This window comes from Nonomuraea sp. CA-141351, assembly GCF_050944675.1.
GTDB lineage: Bacteria > Actinomycetota > Actinomycetes > Streptosporangiales > Streptosporangiaceae > Nonomuraea.
This window is the reverse complement of record NZ_CP191982.1, coordinates 10477721-10491657: the sequence shown is the minus strand read 5'-3', so window position 1 is coordinate 10491657 and position 13937 is coordinate 10477721. Positions and strand designations below refer to the sequence as shown.

Annotated in this window: 18 protein-coding genes and 1 pseudogene; 9 read left to right on the top strand and 10 right to left on the bottom strand. The window is 69.4% G+C overall.

Annotated elements, in window-relative coordinates; translation table 11 throughout:
• The first annotated feature begins 189 nt into the window (after nucleotides 1-189).
• From ACQPWU_RS49160 to ACQPWU_RS49150, 3 genes are all read left to right on the top strand, one after another.
• Nucleotides 190-1764, top strand: a complete 1575-nt coding sequence (locus tag ACQPWU_RS49160) for an IS1182 family transposase (RefSeq protein WP_433431363.1) — start codon at nucleotides 190-192, stop codon at nucleotides 1762-1764.
• Nucleotides 1765-1931: 167 nt separating this feature from the next.
• Entirely contained in the window at nucleotides 1932-3041 is a 1110-nt protein-coding gene (locus ACQPWU_RS49155; RefSeq protein WP_433431364.1) for an IS630 family transposase, read from the top strand.
• Nucleotides 3042-3095: 54 nt separating this feature from the next.
• Nucleotides 3096-3863 (top strand): class I SAM-dependent methyltransferase, encoded by a 768-nt coding sequence (locus ACQPWU_RS49150; protein ID WP_433433244.1) that lies wholly within the window; start codon nucleotides 3096-3098, stop codon nucleotides 3861-3863.
• Here ACQPWU_RS49150 and ACQPWU_RS49145 read toward each other — a convergent pair.
• The 4 genes from ACQPWU_RS49145 to ACQPWU_RS49130 all read right to left on the bottom strand — a co-directional run bounded on the left by ACQPWU_RS49145 (nucleotide 3832) and on the right by ACQPWU_RS49130 (nucleotide 6378).
• Nucleotides 3832-4575: a haloalkane dehalogenase gene (locus ACQPWU_RS49145; RefSeq protein WP_433433242.1), complete on the bottom strand. Its 744-nt coding sequence runs from the start codon at nucleotides 4573-4575 to the stop codon at nucleotides 3832-3834. The genes ACQPWU_RS49150 and ACQPWU_RS49145 overlap by 32 nt on opposite strands.
• Nucleotides 4533-4688 (bottom strand): hypothetical protein, encoded by a 156-nt coding sequence (locus ACQPWU_RS49140; protein WP_433433241.1) that lies wholly within the window; start codon nucleotides 4686-4688, stop codon nucleotides 4533-4535. Before ACQPWU_RS49140 ends, ACQPWU_RS49145 begins: the two co-directional genes overlap by 43 nt.
• 11 nt (nucleotides 4689-4699) lie before the next feature.
• A complete protein-coding gene (locus ACQPWU_RS49135; RefSeq protein ID WP_433433239.1) occupies nucleotides 4700-5101 on the bottom strand; it encodes a pyridoxamine 5'-phosphate oxidase family protein in 402 nt (133 codons plus the stop codon).
• 392 nt (nucleotides 5102-5493) lie between these two features.
• On the bottom strand, nucleotides 5494-6378 hold the full coding sequence (locus ACQPWU_RS49130; protein WP_433433237.1) for a TIGR03620 family F420-dependent LLM class oxidoreductase: 885 nt from the start codon (nucleotides 6376-6378) through the stop codon (nucleotides 5494-5496).
• A 126-nt stretch (nucleotides 6379-6504) separates the two neighbouring features.
• Here ACQPWU_RS49130 and ACQPWU_RS49125 point away from each other — a divergent pair, with 126 nt between their 5' ends.
• Entirely contained in the window at nucleotides 6505-7086 is a 582-nt protein-coding gene (locus ACQPWU_RS49125) for a TetR/AcrR family transcriptional regulator (RefSeq protein WP_433433235.1), read from the top strand.
• A 317-nt stretch (nucleotides 7087-7403) separates the two neighbouring features.
• A pseudogene (locus tag ACQPWU_RS49120) lies at nucleotides 7404-7640 on the top strand (oxidoreductase); the annotation flags it as partial.
• A 102-nt stretch (nucleotides 7641-7742) separates the two neighbouring features.
• Here the strand turns inward: ACQPWU_RS49120 and ACQPWU_RS49115 are convergent.
• The 4 genes from ACQPWU_RS49115 to ACQPWU_RS49100 form a co-directional block, all read right to left on the bottom strand.
• Complete coding sequence (locus ACQPWU_RS49115; protein WP_433433233.1) at nucleotides 7743-8696, bottom strand: hypothetical protein; 954 nt, start codon at nucleotides 8694-8696, stop codon at nucleotides 7743-7745.
• Nucleotides 8697-8704: 8 nt separating this feature from the next.
• Complete coding sequence (locus ACQPWU_RS49110) at nucleotides 8705-9253, bottom strand: RNA polymerase sigma factor (RefSeq protein WP_433433231.1); 549 nt, start codon at nucleotides 9251-9253, stop codon at nucleotides 8705-8707.
• Nucleotides 9254-9689: 436 nt separating this feature from the next.
• Entirely contained in the window at nucleotides 9690-9821 is a 132-nt protein-coding gene (locus ACQPWU_RS49105; protein WP_433433229.1) for a hypothetical protein, read from the bottom strand.
• Nucleotides 9822-9862: 41 nt separating this feature from the next.
• A complete protein-coding gene (locus ACQPWU_RS49100) occupies nucleotides 9863-10294 on the bottom strand; it encodes a hypothetical protein (RefSeq protein WP_433433227.1) in 432 nt (143 codons plus the stop codon).
• Nucleotides 10295-10811: 517 nt separating this feature from the next.
• On the opposite strand from ACQPWU_RS49100, the gene ACQPWU_RS49095 reads away from it, so the two are divergent.
• Nucleotides 10812-11048, top strand: coding sequence for a hypothetical protein (locus ACQPWU_RS49095; protein ID WP_433433225.1), 237 nt, complete (start codon nucleotides 10812-10814; stop codon nucleotides 11046-11048).
• A gap of 65 nt (nucleotides 11049-11113) precedes the next feature.
• Nucleotides 11114-11551, top strand: coding sequence for a group II truncated hemoglobin (locus ACQPWU_RS49090; protein ID WP_433433224.1), 438 nt, complete (start codon nucleotides 11114-11116; stop codon nucleotides 11549-11551).
• Nucleotides 11552-11555: 4 nt separating this feature from the next.
• Here ACQPWU_RS49090 and ACQPWU_RS49085 read toward each other — a convergent pair whose 3' ends face one another.
• Nucleotides 11556-11846: a hypothetical protein gene (locus tag ACQPWU_RS49085; protein ID WP_433433222.1), complete on the bottom strand. Its 291-nt coding sequence runs from the start codon at nucleotides 11844-11846 to the stop codon at nucleotides 11556-11558.
• 290 nt (nucleotides 11847-12136) lie between these two features.
• Between ACQPWU_RS49085 and ACQPWU_RS49080 the strand changes: the two genes are divergently transcribed.
• Nucleotides 12137-12511 (top strand): DUF4267 domain-containing protein, encoded by a 375-nt coding sequence (locus ACQPWU_RS49080; RefSeq protein ID WP_433433221.1) that lies wholly within the window; start codon nucleotides 12137-12139, stop codon nucleotides 12509-12511.
• 42 nt (nucleotides 12512-12553) lie between these two features.
• On the opposite strand, the gene ACQPWU_RS49075 is transcribed toward ACQPWU_RS49080, so the two are convergent.
• On the bottom strand, nucleotides 12554-13606 hold the full coding sequence (locus ACQPWU_RS49075; RefSeq protein ID WP_433433219.1) for a LacI family DNA-binding transcriptional regulator: 1053 nt from the start codon (nucleotides 13604-13606) through the stop codon (nucleotides 12554-12556).
• Between the two features lie 72 nt (nucleotides 13607-13678).
• Here ACQPWU_RS49075 and ACQPWU_RS49070 point away from each other — a divergent pair, with 72 nt between their 5' ends.
• A complete protein-coding gene (locus ACQPWU_RS49070; RefSeq protein WP_433433217.1) occupies nucleotides 13679-13858 on the top strand; it encodes a hypothetical protein in 180 nt (59 codons plus the stop codon).
• Nucleotides 13859-13937: the final 79 nt, after the last annotated feature.

Here is a 13937-nt window from a genome sequence, read left to right as displayed (position 1 = left end):
GCCCACTTTAGCGAGAGATCGGCCGCCGGTCCCTGCCCGCGGCAACCATGTCGACCCTGCACCGCGACCTCGGATGACGGCACCGATCTCCTCCAGGGCACGTTCGTGACGCACTTACTCGTCTAGAAGTGTGCTGAAGATGTTGGGTGCTGGTTCCACTTAGGCTGGCTTGGGGTCAGACTCGGTGGTATGCAGGGCAAAGCGGCCGGGGCACCGGTCGGGCCGGATGTGTGGCAGACCTGCCGGGAGTTAATCCCCGCTGGCAGCGTGTTCGCGTTCTTGGCCGAGCATCGTCAGGCGTTGTTCCCTGAGGCGATGTTCGCCGACATGTACCCCTCGCCGAATGGGCGGCCGAGTATGCCGCCGCAGGTGCTGGCCTCGGCGGTGGTATTACAGGCGTTGTTCGGGGTGTCGGACTTTGACGCGGTCCAGCAGTTGCGGTGCGATCTGCGGTGGAAGGCCGCCTGTGGGCTCGGGCTTTATGATCGCGCCTTCCACCCGTCGTTGCTGACCTACTTCCGGCGGCGGCTGGCTCGCTCGGCCGAGCCGCATCGGCTGTTTGTGCGGGTGCGGGAGCTGATCGCGATCACCGGGGCGTTGCGGGGCCGGCAGCGGCGGGCGCTGGATTCCACCGTGCTGGAAGACGCGGTGGCCACGCAGGACACGGTCACTCAGCTGATCGCCGCGATCCGGCGGGTGATCCGCGAGGTGCCCGGCGCGGCAGCGGTCGCAGCGGGCTGTTGCACCGCTCATGACTACGACGATCCGGGCAAGCCCCGTATCGCGTGGGACGATGCCCAAGCGCGCGAGAACCTGGTGGATGCGCTGGTCACTGACGCGCTGCGGCTGCTGGCCGACCTGCCCGAGCAGGCCCTGGACGACAAGGCCGCCACCGCGGTCGGGCTGCTGGCGCTGGTGGCCTACCAGGACGTCGAGCCCGCGCCCGGCAGCGACGGCGGCGACGGCCGCTGGCGGATTGCCCGGCGAACAGCTCGTGACCGGATCGTCTCCACCGTCGATCCCGAGGCCCGCCACATCCACAAGAACCGCACCCAGCGCCTGGACGGCTACAAGGCGCATGTGTCTGTTGAGCCTGAGACCGGCTTGTTCACCGCTGTGGGTTTAACGCTGGGCAGCGGTGCCGAGCATCACGAGGCCCTGGTCGCCGAAGAGTTGCTGGCTGCCGAGCGCGAGCCGGTCAGCGTGCTGGGCGATGCCGCCTACGGCACCGGCCAGGCCCGCCACACCCTGCAGGCCGCTGGACATACTCTGATCATCAAACCGGCCACGCTGCGTCAGGCCGTTGCGGGCGGCTTCACCATCGACGACTTCACCGTCGATGAGGCCGCCGGCGCCGTCACCTGCCCGGCCGGGCACACCGTCGCCCTGGGAAAACCGCAGGCCGACGGCAACCGAGTCGCCCAGTTCAAGCACCGGTGCGCCGCCTGCCCGCTGCGAGCGCGCTGCACCACCGCCAAGACCGGCCGCAATCTCAACGTGCACCCCCACCACGCCCTGCTGGCCGCAGCCCGTCGTCAGGCCGCCACCGACCCCGACTGGCAAGCCGACTACCGGCGCTGGCGGCCACCGGTCGAACGCGCCATCGCCTGGCTGGTCGCCCGCGGCAACCGACGCCTGCGCTACCTGGGCACGATCAAGAACAACGCCTGGCTCCACACCCGCGCCGCCGCCCTCAACCTCCGCACCTTGATCAACCTAGGTTTGACCCACACCCACGGCACCTGGGCTATCACCGGCACCTGACCACCGACGGAGGCGGTCCTTTCGCGTACCGCCCTCGGACGCCTTCCACCCACTCAGCAGACGATCCGCCCGGCCATGCCCGTCCTTCGATAACCGCGCGCTTGCACACAAGATCTTCAGCACATTTCTAGTGTCCTGAGTCAGTAATTCGTCTATGGTTCTTGGCTATGGGACGTCCGGGACCGAAGGTCGAGCCGCTGCATCTGACCGATGGCGAGCGGGCTGAGCTTGAGCGGTGGGTACGGCGGCGCAAGGGCGCCCAGGACATGGCGTTGCGGGCCCGGCTGATCCTGGCGTGTGATGCGATCGGTGAGGACGGCTTGCCCGTGTCCACCAAAGTGGTGGCGGAGGAGGTCGGGGTATCGCGCGAGACGGTCTCGAAGTGGCGTCGGCGCTTCCTGGCGGAGCGGCTGGCGGGCTTGGCCGACGAGCCGCGTCCGGGGCGGCCGCGGACGGTGAGCGATGAGCAGGTGGCGGAGCTGATCGCGCGCACCTTGGAGACCAAGCCCGCCAACGCCACGCACTGGTCGACGCGGTCCATGGCCAAGCAGGTGGGCCTGTCGCAGTCGACGGTGTCGCGTGTCTGGCGGGCCTTTGGCCTGCAGCCGCATCGGTCGGAGACGTTCAAGCTGTCAGCCGATCCGTTCTTTGTGGAGAAGGTGCATGACGTGGTCGGTCTGTACCTAGATCCGCCGGAGCGGGCGCTGGTCTTATGCGTGGATGAGAAGTCGCAGATCCAGGCGCTGGATCGATCTCAGCCGGTGCTGCCGATGATGCCCGGCGTGCCCGAGCGAGCCACCCATGACTATGTCCGGGCTGGCACCACCACGTTGTTCGCGGCTCTGGACGTGATCTCCGGCAAGGTGATCGGCTCCCTGCACCGCAGGCATCGCGCAGTGGAGTTCAAGAAGTTCCTGATCAAGGTGGACAAGGAGGTCCCGACCGAGCTTGAGGTCCACCTGATCTGCGACAACTACGCCACGCACAAGACGCCCGCGATCAAACGCTGGTTGCTGGCACACCCGCGCTTCCACCTGCACTTCACCCCGACCGGCTCATCCTGGCTGAACCTGGTGGAACGCTGGTTCGCCGAACTGACGACCAAGCAGCTACGACGCGGCGTCCACAAGACGGTCCAAGCGCTGGAGAAAGACATCCGCACCTGGATCGCCTCCTGGAATGACGACCCCAAGCCTTTCGTCTGGGCCAAGACCGCCGAAGAGATCCTCGACGCCCTCGCCTCATATTGTCGGCGAATTACTGACTCAGGACACTAGCACCTGCCGGTAATTCGGTGGCACCGGCCTGAGGCAGGTCACTGCCTTGCGCCGGTGATCTACGAGCATCCCCTGGCCTACCTGCTCGGCCTGGAAGGCGTCGCTCTGCTCCGATCCTTCAGAGGCGAGCACGACCGCGAGTTCGTCGAGGCGCGGCTCACCGAGATCCGCAAGCTGCTCGACGACGACACGCTGGCCGACGCCGCCGTGGATGTCGCCCGCGTGGACACCGTCGAGGGCTATCACGTGTGGTCGAAGACGTACGACGGCCCCAATACGGCGTTCGACCTCGACGAGCCACTCATCAGGGAGATCGTCGACGCGCTGCCCGCGGGCGTCGCCCTGGACGCCGCCTGTGGCACCGGACGGGTCGCCGCCTACCTGGCCGGCCGCGGGCACCGGGTCCTCGGCGTGGACAGCTCGCCCGACATGCTCGCCCGGGCCCGCGAGAGGGTGCCGCAGGGCGAGTTCCACCTCGGCGGCCTGGATCGGCTGCCGCTGCCCGACGACGCCGTGGACCTGGTGGTCTGCTCCCTGGCGCTGACGCACGTACCCGTGCTGGACCCGGTGCTGGCCGAGTTCGCCCGGGTGCTGCGGCCCGGCGGGCACGTGGTCGTCTCGGACATCCATCCCACCGGGGTGGCGCGCGGCGTGATCCCGTGCGTACGCCTGCCGGACGGGCGACCGGCCCGCATCGCCCCGTACCACCACCCGATCGGCGACTACGTCCGCGCCGCGCTGGCGGCCGGCCGCCGCGGGCGAGCCGTCGATGGTCGCCTGGCAGTTCGAGCTAGGCCGTTAGTTTGGCCAGCCGGCTCTTGATGTCCGCCGCGATGGCCAGGGGCTGGTCCTTCGGCGTGTGATGCCCGGCGACCTCCTCGTGCCGCACGATCTCCAGCGCAGCGACGTTCTCCGCGCACCAGGCGACGGTCTCCTCCGTCCACATCGTGCCGGCGCCGGGACGGAACACGACCATCAGCTTCGGCACCTCGACACTGGTCGCCAGCCACCGGTCGAACGCCTCGATCCTGGCCACGACGTCGGCCGGCTCCCTTCCCAGCGGCAACGAGCGCGCCCAGCGCCGCTGCGGCAGGCGGCTCTCCCTGGTCGGGTACGGGTTCGTGTACGCGGCCAGGTCCTCCTCGGTGAGCGGGGTGGTGACGGTGGTGGGCAGGCCCTGCCGGAGGAAGGCGTCCTCGTCGAGGATCATGGACTCGCCCACGCCCTCGGTCTTGATCGCCCGGAACAGGTCACGGCCGTCCTCGGGGAGCTCGTCCCAGCTCATCGGCTTGACGATGGCCTCGGTGAAGGCGATCCCGCGTACCCGGTCCGGGTGGCGGGAGGCCCAGTCGAAGGCCAGCGCGCCGCCCCAGTCGTGGCCGACGAGCACCACGTCGTCGAGGCCGAGGGCGTCGAACCAGGCCTCCAGGTAGCGGGCGTGGTCGGCGAAGGTGTAGTCGATGTCGGGCTTACCCGACTCGCCCATGCCGATCAGGTCGGGGGCCAGGAGACGGCCGTGCCCGACGGCGGGCATGCGTTGCGCCACAGGTAGGAGGAGGTGGGGTTGCCGTGCAGGAACACGATCGGCGCGCCGGCGCCGAGCTCCCGGTGGTGCATGGTGGAGTCGAGCACATTCTGAAAAGGCATGTCGGATCCGTTCAGGTGTTGAGTGTCATGGTGCGGTCCACCGCGATCTCGATCACGACCCGGCCGGGCGGCGCGGGCGGCGGCGAACCGTAGCGTCGGAGGTAGCGGCGGGCGGCCTCGGCCACCCGCCGCGGATCGTCGGAGACCGTCGCGGCGCCCTCAAGGGTGACCCAGCGGAACCCGTCGACCTGGCAGAGCGCGACGCGGCCGCCCCGTACCAGGTTGCGGGCCTTGCGCGAGGCGGCGACGGTCAGCACGCGGGCCGTTCCGCCGTCTCCGTCCCAGGTGAAGCGCACCGCCACCACGTGTGGGGACCCGTCGGGCCGCAGGGTCGTCAGCGTGGCCACGCGGGGCTCGGCCAGGAAGGATCGCACTGAGGCGGTCATGGCGTGCGTTCCGGTCGGGATGCTCATGGTGAGGGCTCCGGGTGGTGCGGTCAGCGGAAGGCGGGGACATTGCGGGCGGCCCAGTCGGCGAAGGACCGCGGCGCGCTCGCGCGGGGTCAGCGCCCGCGGCCCAACTCGCCCGCGGCGGCGAGCAACCGGACCAGCTCTCCACCGACCTGGCCTGTCGCGCCCGTGACAACGATCACGGTTTAGCCTCATCGAGTGAGTTAGTTGACTGACTCACTTCTGAGGCCATAGCGGTGACCGGGGCATCTGTCCACTGCCGCCGTCCTGGATGGCCCGCAGCGTCGCCGGCTGTGGCGGGACGCCCAAGGCTGCCGTGATGTTCAAGCGGGACACGTTCGATCGAAAGGCCGGACCGGTCGGCGCGCGAACCTGCCCCTACCGCGGATCCGGTTTCACCGGAGTCGGGGCGCGAGCCGTTCGAGCTGGTCCACGGCCGAGGGGAGATCGTCGGTCAGTGGGTGCAGCAGGACGTGGTCGGCCCCGGCGTCGCGGTGCGCGCGCAGGCGCCGGACGACCGCGTCCTCGTCGCCCCAGGCAAAAGTGGCGTCGATGAGCCGGTCACTGCGGCCGTCCCTCAGGTCGTCGTCGCCGTAGCCGAGTCTGCGGTAGCTGGCCGTGTACGGGGTTTCGACGTTGCGTTGGCCGATGCGCAGGAGGGCACGCATCCGTTCCCGGGCCGAACCGGGCTCGGGGTCGATGATCAGGGCCTGGTGCGGGATGAGCAGCGGTTCGGGCCCGAGCGCCTTGCGGGCGATCTCGGTGTGCTCGACCGGCTGGAGGAAGGGATGGACGCCGTCGGACCGGTCGACGGCGAGCCGGTGCGCCCTGGGGCCGAGCGCGGCGAGCACCCGGGGATAGCGGACCTCGGGCAGGAGGCGGGCCGCAGCCTGGTCCAGTGCGTCCAGATAATCTCGGAGCTGGGTGAGCGGGCGGTCGCCCGTCTGCCCGCCGAGGCCGAGAACGAGCCGTCCGGGGTGGGCCTCCGCGAGCGTGGCCGCCGCGCCGTGCATCGTCGCCGGATGGCGCGCTCCGATGTTGGCGATGCCCGCGCCGGCGACCAGCCGCTCGGTCGCGCCCAGGACGATGGCGAGCTGCGCGAACACCTCCCGCCCTCCGATCGGCGAGGATGCGGGCGGCTCTCCGGTCCAGAACGACCCGTACCCCAGCCGCTCGATCCGGGCGAACTGCTCGCGCTGCACCGGCACCGGCGTCCGCAACAGCGTCATCGGCGCGATCCACACCCCGAGCCCGCCGAGCCTGTCGCGAGTCTCCGCCATGTCCATCACCATCACCCCTCGATCAGACCAAATCGGAGGCTGCCTCCGATTTTCCGTAAGCTAAGATACGGAGGCAGACTCCGGTTGGCAACAGCGGACGACGGGCACCGACGAAGGGAGGCACGGATGGACGGCGGGACGACCGCGCGGCCGATGCGGGCCGACGCCCGGCGCAACCGCGAACGGCTCCTCACCGAGGCCCGCGCGGCCTTCGACCAGGACGGCGTCTCCGCCTCGCTGGAGGACGTCGCCGCCCGCGCAGGGGTCGGGATCGGCACGCTCTACCGGCATTTCCCCACCCGTGACGCGCTGCTGGAGGCGGTCCTGCGCGAGCGGTTCGACGTGCTCGGCGCCGAGGCCCATGCCCTGCTCGGCCATGACTCTCCACGTGAGGCGCTCGTCGCGTGGCTGCGACGGTTCGCCGAGGCGGGCACGAGCTACAGGGGGCTGACGGCCGCGCTGTCGGCGACTCTCCAGGACGAGACCTCGGCCCTGCACGCTTCTTGCGCATCGATGCGAACGGCGGCCGAGGCCCTGCTGATCCGGGCCCAGCGCAGTGCGGAGGTCCGCGCCGATCTGACCGCGGTCGAGCTCTTCACGCTGGTGTTCGGGATCGCCTGGGCACACGAGCAGGCACGGGGACCCGACTCGGGCGGCCGCCTCGACCGGCTGCTCGGCCTGCTGTTCGACGGCCTGTCCGCGGGTTAGGCCGGCAGCCTGGTAGGTCATGAGGGCCCAGCGGTCGGGCCGGCCCCGATGTGAGGACGATGCCCGCGGCTGCCGTCGCCGGCATGACGGCCACCCCCTTGGCCATGCGCCCTGTTCCGATTTTCACTCCGTATGCTTTCGTCCCTTGATGCCGTGTGAACCGGGTGCGGCGCCATCATGAGCGCGGGCACCCCGGTTCCGCGCACGTCGAGGAGCCAGGTGTGTCAGTGCGTTGATGTACGGTCCACGAACGGCTGGGCAACCCACTGCCGGAAGGGACGAGGGCCTCGCTCGCCTACCGCGGCTACGCATACCTGTTGCACCAGTTCCTCTCGCCGCGCGCCAACCGGCGTACGGACCGGTACGGCGGCGGCTTCGACAACCGGGTCCGGCTGCTGCTGGAGGTGGTCGACGCCGTGCGCGGGGCGTGGCCGGCCGAGCGCCCCCTGCTCGTCCGGGTCTCGGCCACCGACTGGGTGGAGGGCGGCTGGACGCCGGAGGAGACGGTCGATCTGGCCCGGCTCCTGCACGACCACGGTGTGGACCTGCTCGACGTCAGCACCGGCGGGCTGGACCCGGACCAGCGGATCCCGGTCGGCCACTCTCCGGGATCGCTACCCGAGGCAGTACCTGCGCGCGGTCTGATGGGGGTCCACTCACTCCATCATGACCGCGTCCCTGGGTCCGCCGTAGACGGGGTTCTTGTCGAGCCGGTGCTCGGTCACGAGCAGCCGGATCACCCCCTTGGCGTTCTCCTCCGCCTCCCAGACGACCCAGTGGTCGCCGACCGTCTCCTCCTGCGTGCGGTCGATGCCGTAGCCTCCGGGGTTCCCCGGCGGGACGGAGATGACCGCGAAGATCACCTTCTTGCCGCGGCTCCTCAGCTCGGGCAGGACCTCGCCGACGGTCTTCTCGTCCACGCGCAGCCCCTCCAGCGAACGCCCCTTGAAGGTCGCGATGCGGAACTCCGGTTCGATCCTCTTCGGCGTGGGCGCGGGCACGGGCTCGCAGGGCGCCACCGGGCCCTCCATCAGGTACGTGGTGGTCATTCCGCCCTTGCCGCTGATGGTCCAGACGAACGTCTGACCGGGACGGAACAGCTTGGTGTTGATGCGCATCTGCCAGCCCTCCGACTCGCCGGGGATGTTCTCCGGCAAGCTGTACAGACCGCGGGGAACGTCCTCCACGTTCTTCCCGCGCGGCTCGCGGCACATCATGCCCTTGGGGATGTAATCCACCATCGCGGGCACCTGCAGCTCCCGCAGCCGCCTCTCCAGCCCGGCGGCGTCCCTGAAGTCGCGGATCTGGATCGTCACCATCCCGTCGTCCAGGGTGACCGCGTACGAGCTGGGCACGCCGTCACCCTGGGCGATCGGGACCATCACGATGCCCGCGGCCAGCGTGACCGCGGCCGCCAGCCCGAACACCAGCCGCCTGGGCGGGTACCGGCGGCGGCTCCGCGGCGCCGTCCCGGGCTCCTGCGCCGTGATCGTGGCCAGCAGCGCCCGCGCCCCCGCGCCGGACGGCTCGCCTCCCCGGCCGCCGGGTTCGACCCGGGCCAGCGGCTTGATCGCCTCGACGTCGTCGGTGTTCTTCACGGCGTTCCTCACAGCGCTCCTCACAGGGGCCTCTCCGCCGGGACCAGCCGGCTCTCTGCGGTGACGTGCACGCCCGCCGCGGCGAGCGCCCGGGACAGGCGCCTGCGGGCGCGGTGCAACCTGATGCGTACGGCATTGCGGGACAGCCCCAGCGCCTTGGCGATCTCCTCGCGCTCCAGGCCCTCCCAGGCGACCAGGGACAGCAGCTCCCGGTCCTCGTCGGGCAGGCTCCTGAACGCCCGGCCGATCGCGTCCAGCTCGACCTCGGTGTCCGGGGAGTGCCCGTACAGGTCGGCCAGTTCGGCGTCGAGCTCGGCGGTGCGCGCCCGGCGGCGGTTGTCGCCCCGGAAGTGGTTGGCCAGGACCTTGCGCGCCACGCCGTACAGCCACAGCGTGGCCTCGGCGCCCTCCGGCAGCTCGTCCACCCGGCGCCAGGCGACGGTGAAGGTCTCGGCCACCACGTCGGCGGCGTCCTGCGGCGAGTCGCAGCGGCGCGCGGCGTAGGCCGTGATCTGACCGTAAGCCTGCTCGTAGGCGGCCTCGAACTTGGCCAGCCGGTCGTCATCCACGGGCGGTTCCCATGGCGAATCTCCTCATCGGCTCATGTACTCGGACATTTCTGCCTATGTGCGCGCATGGCCCATCATTTCCGCCGGGTGACTGAGGAGGGTCCGAGCCCCGCCTTCGGGACCGGTCCCGGAGACGTGCTGGTTCTCTGGATCCGGAACGCGATCCCACTGGAGTCGCTGTGAACCGCACGCTGTCCCTCCCCCGCCTTCGGCCGGCCACAGGCGCGGCCCTCGTGCTTCTGCTGGTGGCCGGATGCGGCTCCGCCCCGTCCGGCGGAGGCGGAGCCGCCGCCACGGCGTCCTCCAGCAAACCCGCGAGCACGGCTTCCCCGAGCACCAGCCCAACGGCGGCCACGGCTTCCCCTAGCCCCAGCCCATCCGCCGGCACACCGACCCCGTCGGCGCGGCCCCTGCCACGCGCATCCGACGGCAAGCGCTACTCGGCCTGCAGGGACGGCACGTGCGAGGTGGCCATATCCCGGCCGACGCGCATCACCGTCAAGGGCGGCCGCCTGTCCGTGATCAAGGTGAAGCCGAACAGCAGCCTGAAATTCGATCTGACCTTCACCTCTAGGGGCAGAGTGGGACGACAATCCGATTGCCAGGGCGCTAGGGGAGGTAAACGGTGTATTCGGCGAGCTCGTCGTTCAGGTCGACCGAGAGGTTCGCTGTGACGGACAACTCCGCGGGGGAGGAGGAGACACCGACAGCCTCCCGGACCTGGAGGATTCGTTCGACCAGTTCGGGTCGCATCCCGGGTACCGTGGCAATCACCTGGGCGGGGGCGTGGTTCATGTCCACCAGGCCGCCGTCGTCGTACTGCCGGGCGAGATCGGGGCGTCCGATTCGGAGCTCACAGGCCAGCCCCGGATCACGCTTCGCCAGCTCCCGGGCCTGCCTGCGCAGCTCGCGTCGATGTTCCGCCATCCGGATGGCGACATCGTTGGGCGCTGTGCCGACCGGTTGCAGGGAGAAGACCTGAGGCCGGATGAGAAGGGAATGGATCGTCGCTCCCAGCGAGGAGGCGGCCGCCGCGAGCATAATCAGAGCGTCCTGGGCGGTGATGCCCTTGGAATCCGGCAAGTCGACCGCCAGTCACACCATCAGGCAGCCCGCGTAAAGAATGGCAGCGGCCGCCTGGGCCAGGCTTCGGAGCCGCGCCGCCGCGTATCCCACGGTGAAAGGGGGGCGAAGCCACAGGTGAAAAGCGGAGCGACGGCCCACAGGAAGCTTCCGAACGACACCCATGGCCGTGGCGGATCAGGCGGTCTGTTCTGTCCCCGCAATCCGGGTGGGTAAGCTCCCGGGCCCCCATAGCCGTTCATGCGCCGACAATACGAACTTTGCGGTAATTCCGCCCTCCTCTTTCCTATTATTCCGATGAACATCCTGTGGAGATGCTGGGGACAGGGCTGAGGGAGTTCTCCTGAGACGGGTGGGTGGTTCGGTGCAGGTCACAGCTTGATCGCGTATGGCGTGGCGTGGGTCTGACATGCAACCAAGGCCCCGTAGAACGGCGGTCCTCACGCCAACCCGATCTACCGGAGCCTCGTTGTCCGTGCAGTTTGCCATGCCGCCCGCCGTGTCCGCTATCACCGCCATCGTCACCGACGTTGACCAGCACGAACGCTCACCCTGCAGCGAAGAAATCGTAGACATGGCCGACTTTCGCCAGGTCTGGACGCAGATCCCCGATCCCCGCGATCATTACAACCTCGATAATCGGCCCGAACCCCGTTTCTTCTTGGTTACGCAGATCTCGATGAAACCCTGGTCATCGGCTGTTGCGTCCTGATATGGCCCAGGACCAAGTTCCGAATGCCTCTGGCTGGATTCCCAGTGAGCTGTAATGCTGTAATCATGAAGACGTTATTCGAGCACGCGGGCGGCGAAGAGGGCCTTCGTGCGTTCATCGAGATTTTCTACCGCAGCCTGCTGACCGACCCGCTGCTTCAGCCGCTCTTCGGCGAGGGAAGGGCGAGCCACGTCGACAATCTGACCGCCTTCACGGCGGAGACCTTCGGCGGTCCCGACACCTTCTCCAAGGAGATGGGCGGGTTCCCGCTGCTCATCGGCGCCCACCGGGGTCTGAAGATCAATGAGGACCAGCGGCGGCGGTTCGTCGAGCTGTACATGGCGGCGGCCGACCAGGCCGGGCTGCCCGGCGACGAGCCGTTCAGGGCGGCGCTGCGCTCTCATGTGGAGTTCGGCACGGAGGTGGCCGTACAGAACTCCCATGCGGAGACGGACGACCAGCTCCATCCTCTGCGTGAGGTCCCGCGCTGGGAGTGGGAGTAGGACGTCAGGGCCGGCCGTCGGTGAGCCAGTCGGGGTAGCCGTCGGCGTCGTGGGTGACCGGCGTGCTGACCACGGTGCAGCCCTCGCCGGTCTCCCTGATGTGCCGTTCGAGCGTGGCCGCATGCCGGTCCGTCGTGATGAGCGTGAGCTCCCAGGTGATCTCGCCAGGGCGCGCGGACGGCACTTCCGCTATGTCGATCGAGACCGCCAGGCCCGCGCTGAGAATGGCGTGCGCCAGGGCAGCCGCTTCCTTGTAGCCCTCGATCGTGGCCCGGACCTCGATGAATTCCGCCATGGGATGCCCTCCGGGATGATGCGTAGACCACCCTATCCGCGGGACCGCCCGTCGGTAACCGGTTTCTGGATCAGGCGATCCAGGTGATGGCGTCGTCCGCGGTGCGCTGGCCCCGCCGGGGACCGGGGTGCTGAGTTCGGCGGAACTGGCGAGCAGCGCCACCGCCTCGGTCCTCGCGTCGATGCCAGGAGGTCTGGCGTCCTTGATTCCTAGCGCCGCTAGACATTGAGTCATTGCTAGATTAGCGTTGCTAGCACTTCTACCGATGGCTCTCGTCTGGAGTGCACAAGATGGTCACCACCGCTTACGTGATCGCGGCTTTGATCGGCATCACCCTCGTCGTTGTCAGCCTTCGTTTCTTCTTTGTCCCAGAGGCCGCAGCCAGCGCGTTCGGCGTGCCGGGCACGACCTCGGGCATGGACGGCGGCGCGTACTTCTCCGTGAAGGCCATCCGCGACCTGGGCTCCGCCTTGGTGATCTTCGTCCTGATCGCCTTGGGGGACGCGCACGCGCTGGGCTGGGCCGTCCTGGTCAGCGCCGTCATCCCCGCCGGGGACGCGATCATCGTGGCCAGGCGTGGCGGCCACCCTGCCCTCGCCTACGCCATGCACGGCGGCACCGCCGTGGTCGCTGTCGCGGTGGCCCTCATGCTGCTACTCGGTTGACATCCTCCCCCTCGTGAAGTGAAGGAGGGGGATTCTGGGCCGTCAGGTCTGAGGTGGGGGAGCGGTGGAGGCGCGGACGATCAGCTCGTACGGGAACGTCAGGCGCTCAGGCTCCGCCGCGGCCCCCGACAGCAGCAGCCGCCCCGCCGCCGCCCCCATCTCCTGCTTGGCCTGCCTGATCGTGGTGAGCCCCGCCTCTTGGGCCGCGCTGTCGGAGAAGCCCACCACCGACAGCTCCCTCGGCACCTCCAGCTCCAGGTCGGCCGCAGCGTCGAGGACCCCAAGAGCCAGCACGTCCGTGTTGGTGAGGATCGCGGTGGGTCGCGGGTCGCGCCCGAGTAGCGCGTGCCCGGCCTTCCGCCCGGCCTCGCGCGAGTTACGCGCGACCTCGTAGAACGGCACCCCTGACCAGCCGACCCCGGCCTCCTCGCAGGCTTGCTGGTAGCCGCCCCGCCGTCGCCGCATGGCCTCGAACACGGCGCTCTGCTGCCGCTCCTGGGAGGCCCAGCCGGTGTAGCCGTCGTCGTGCAGGCCCACCATGGCCACCCCCACCCGCCGGTGCCCGAGCCCGAGCACGTGCCGCGCGGCGGCGGCCGCGGCGGCGGGCTCGTCGATCCCCAGGAACGGGTGCCCTGGAACGTACGGCTCGTCCACCACCACGACGGGCAGCTTCCTGGCGAACACCTCCGCCAGCGCCGGATGCCCATCGGGCAGCGACATCACGCAGAACGAGTCGACCACCGCGTCCCTGACCGTCTCGCTGCGCCGGTCGCCGTGCGGCAGCGGCAGGATGAGCAGCCCCACCCCGGCGTCCTCGGCCGCCGTGGCCAGCCCCTGGAAGAACCCGATCGCGTACGGGTCGGCGAACGCGTACGCCAGCGTCTCGCTGAAGATCAGCCCGAGCGCCCCGGCCCGCCCCAGGCGGAGCGAGCGCGCGGTCGGATTGGGACCCGCGTAGCCGAGCTCGTCGGCCACCTCCATGATCCGCCGCCGCAGCCCGTCGCTGAGCTGGTCGGGCCGGGAGAACGCGTAGGACACGGTGGCCCGGGACACGCCCAGTCGGTCGGCGATCGTCTGCAGTGTCACCCTGGCCATCGTCCCACCGTACCGAAGAGCTTGCCCGGCCTGTCTTAATCGATTAAGATCTTAATTGATTAAGGAGGAGTCATGGACGCTATGCAAGTCCTCGCCCATCAGACCGCGATGGGTTATCGGGATTCGCTGGGCGAAGCGCTCCCCGGGGCGCCGCGCCGGCCGCACCACCCGAGGGCCAAGGTGCGGGTACGGGTGGCGCACTCGCTCAGGTGGACGGCGGATCGCCTGGATCCCGCCTGCCGTGCTGTGTGAGGCCGGCCTTCCTGGGGGCACCTGTGTTGGTGCCATGAAGAGCACAGGCATCGAACTCGGACAGCGGACGGCCAAGGTC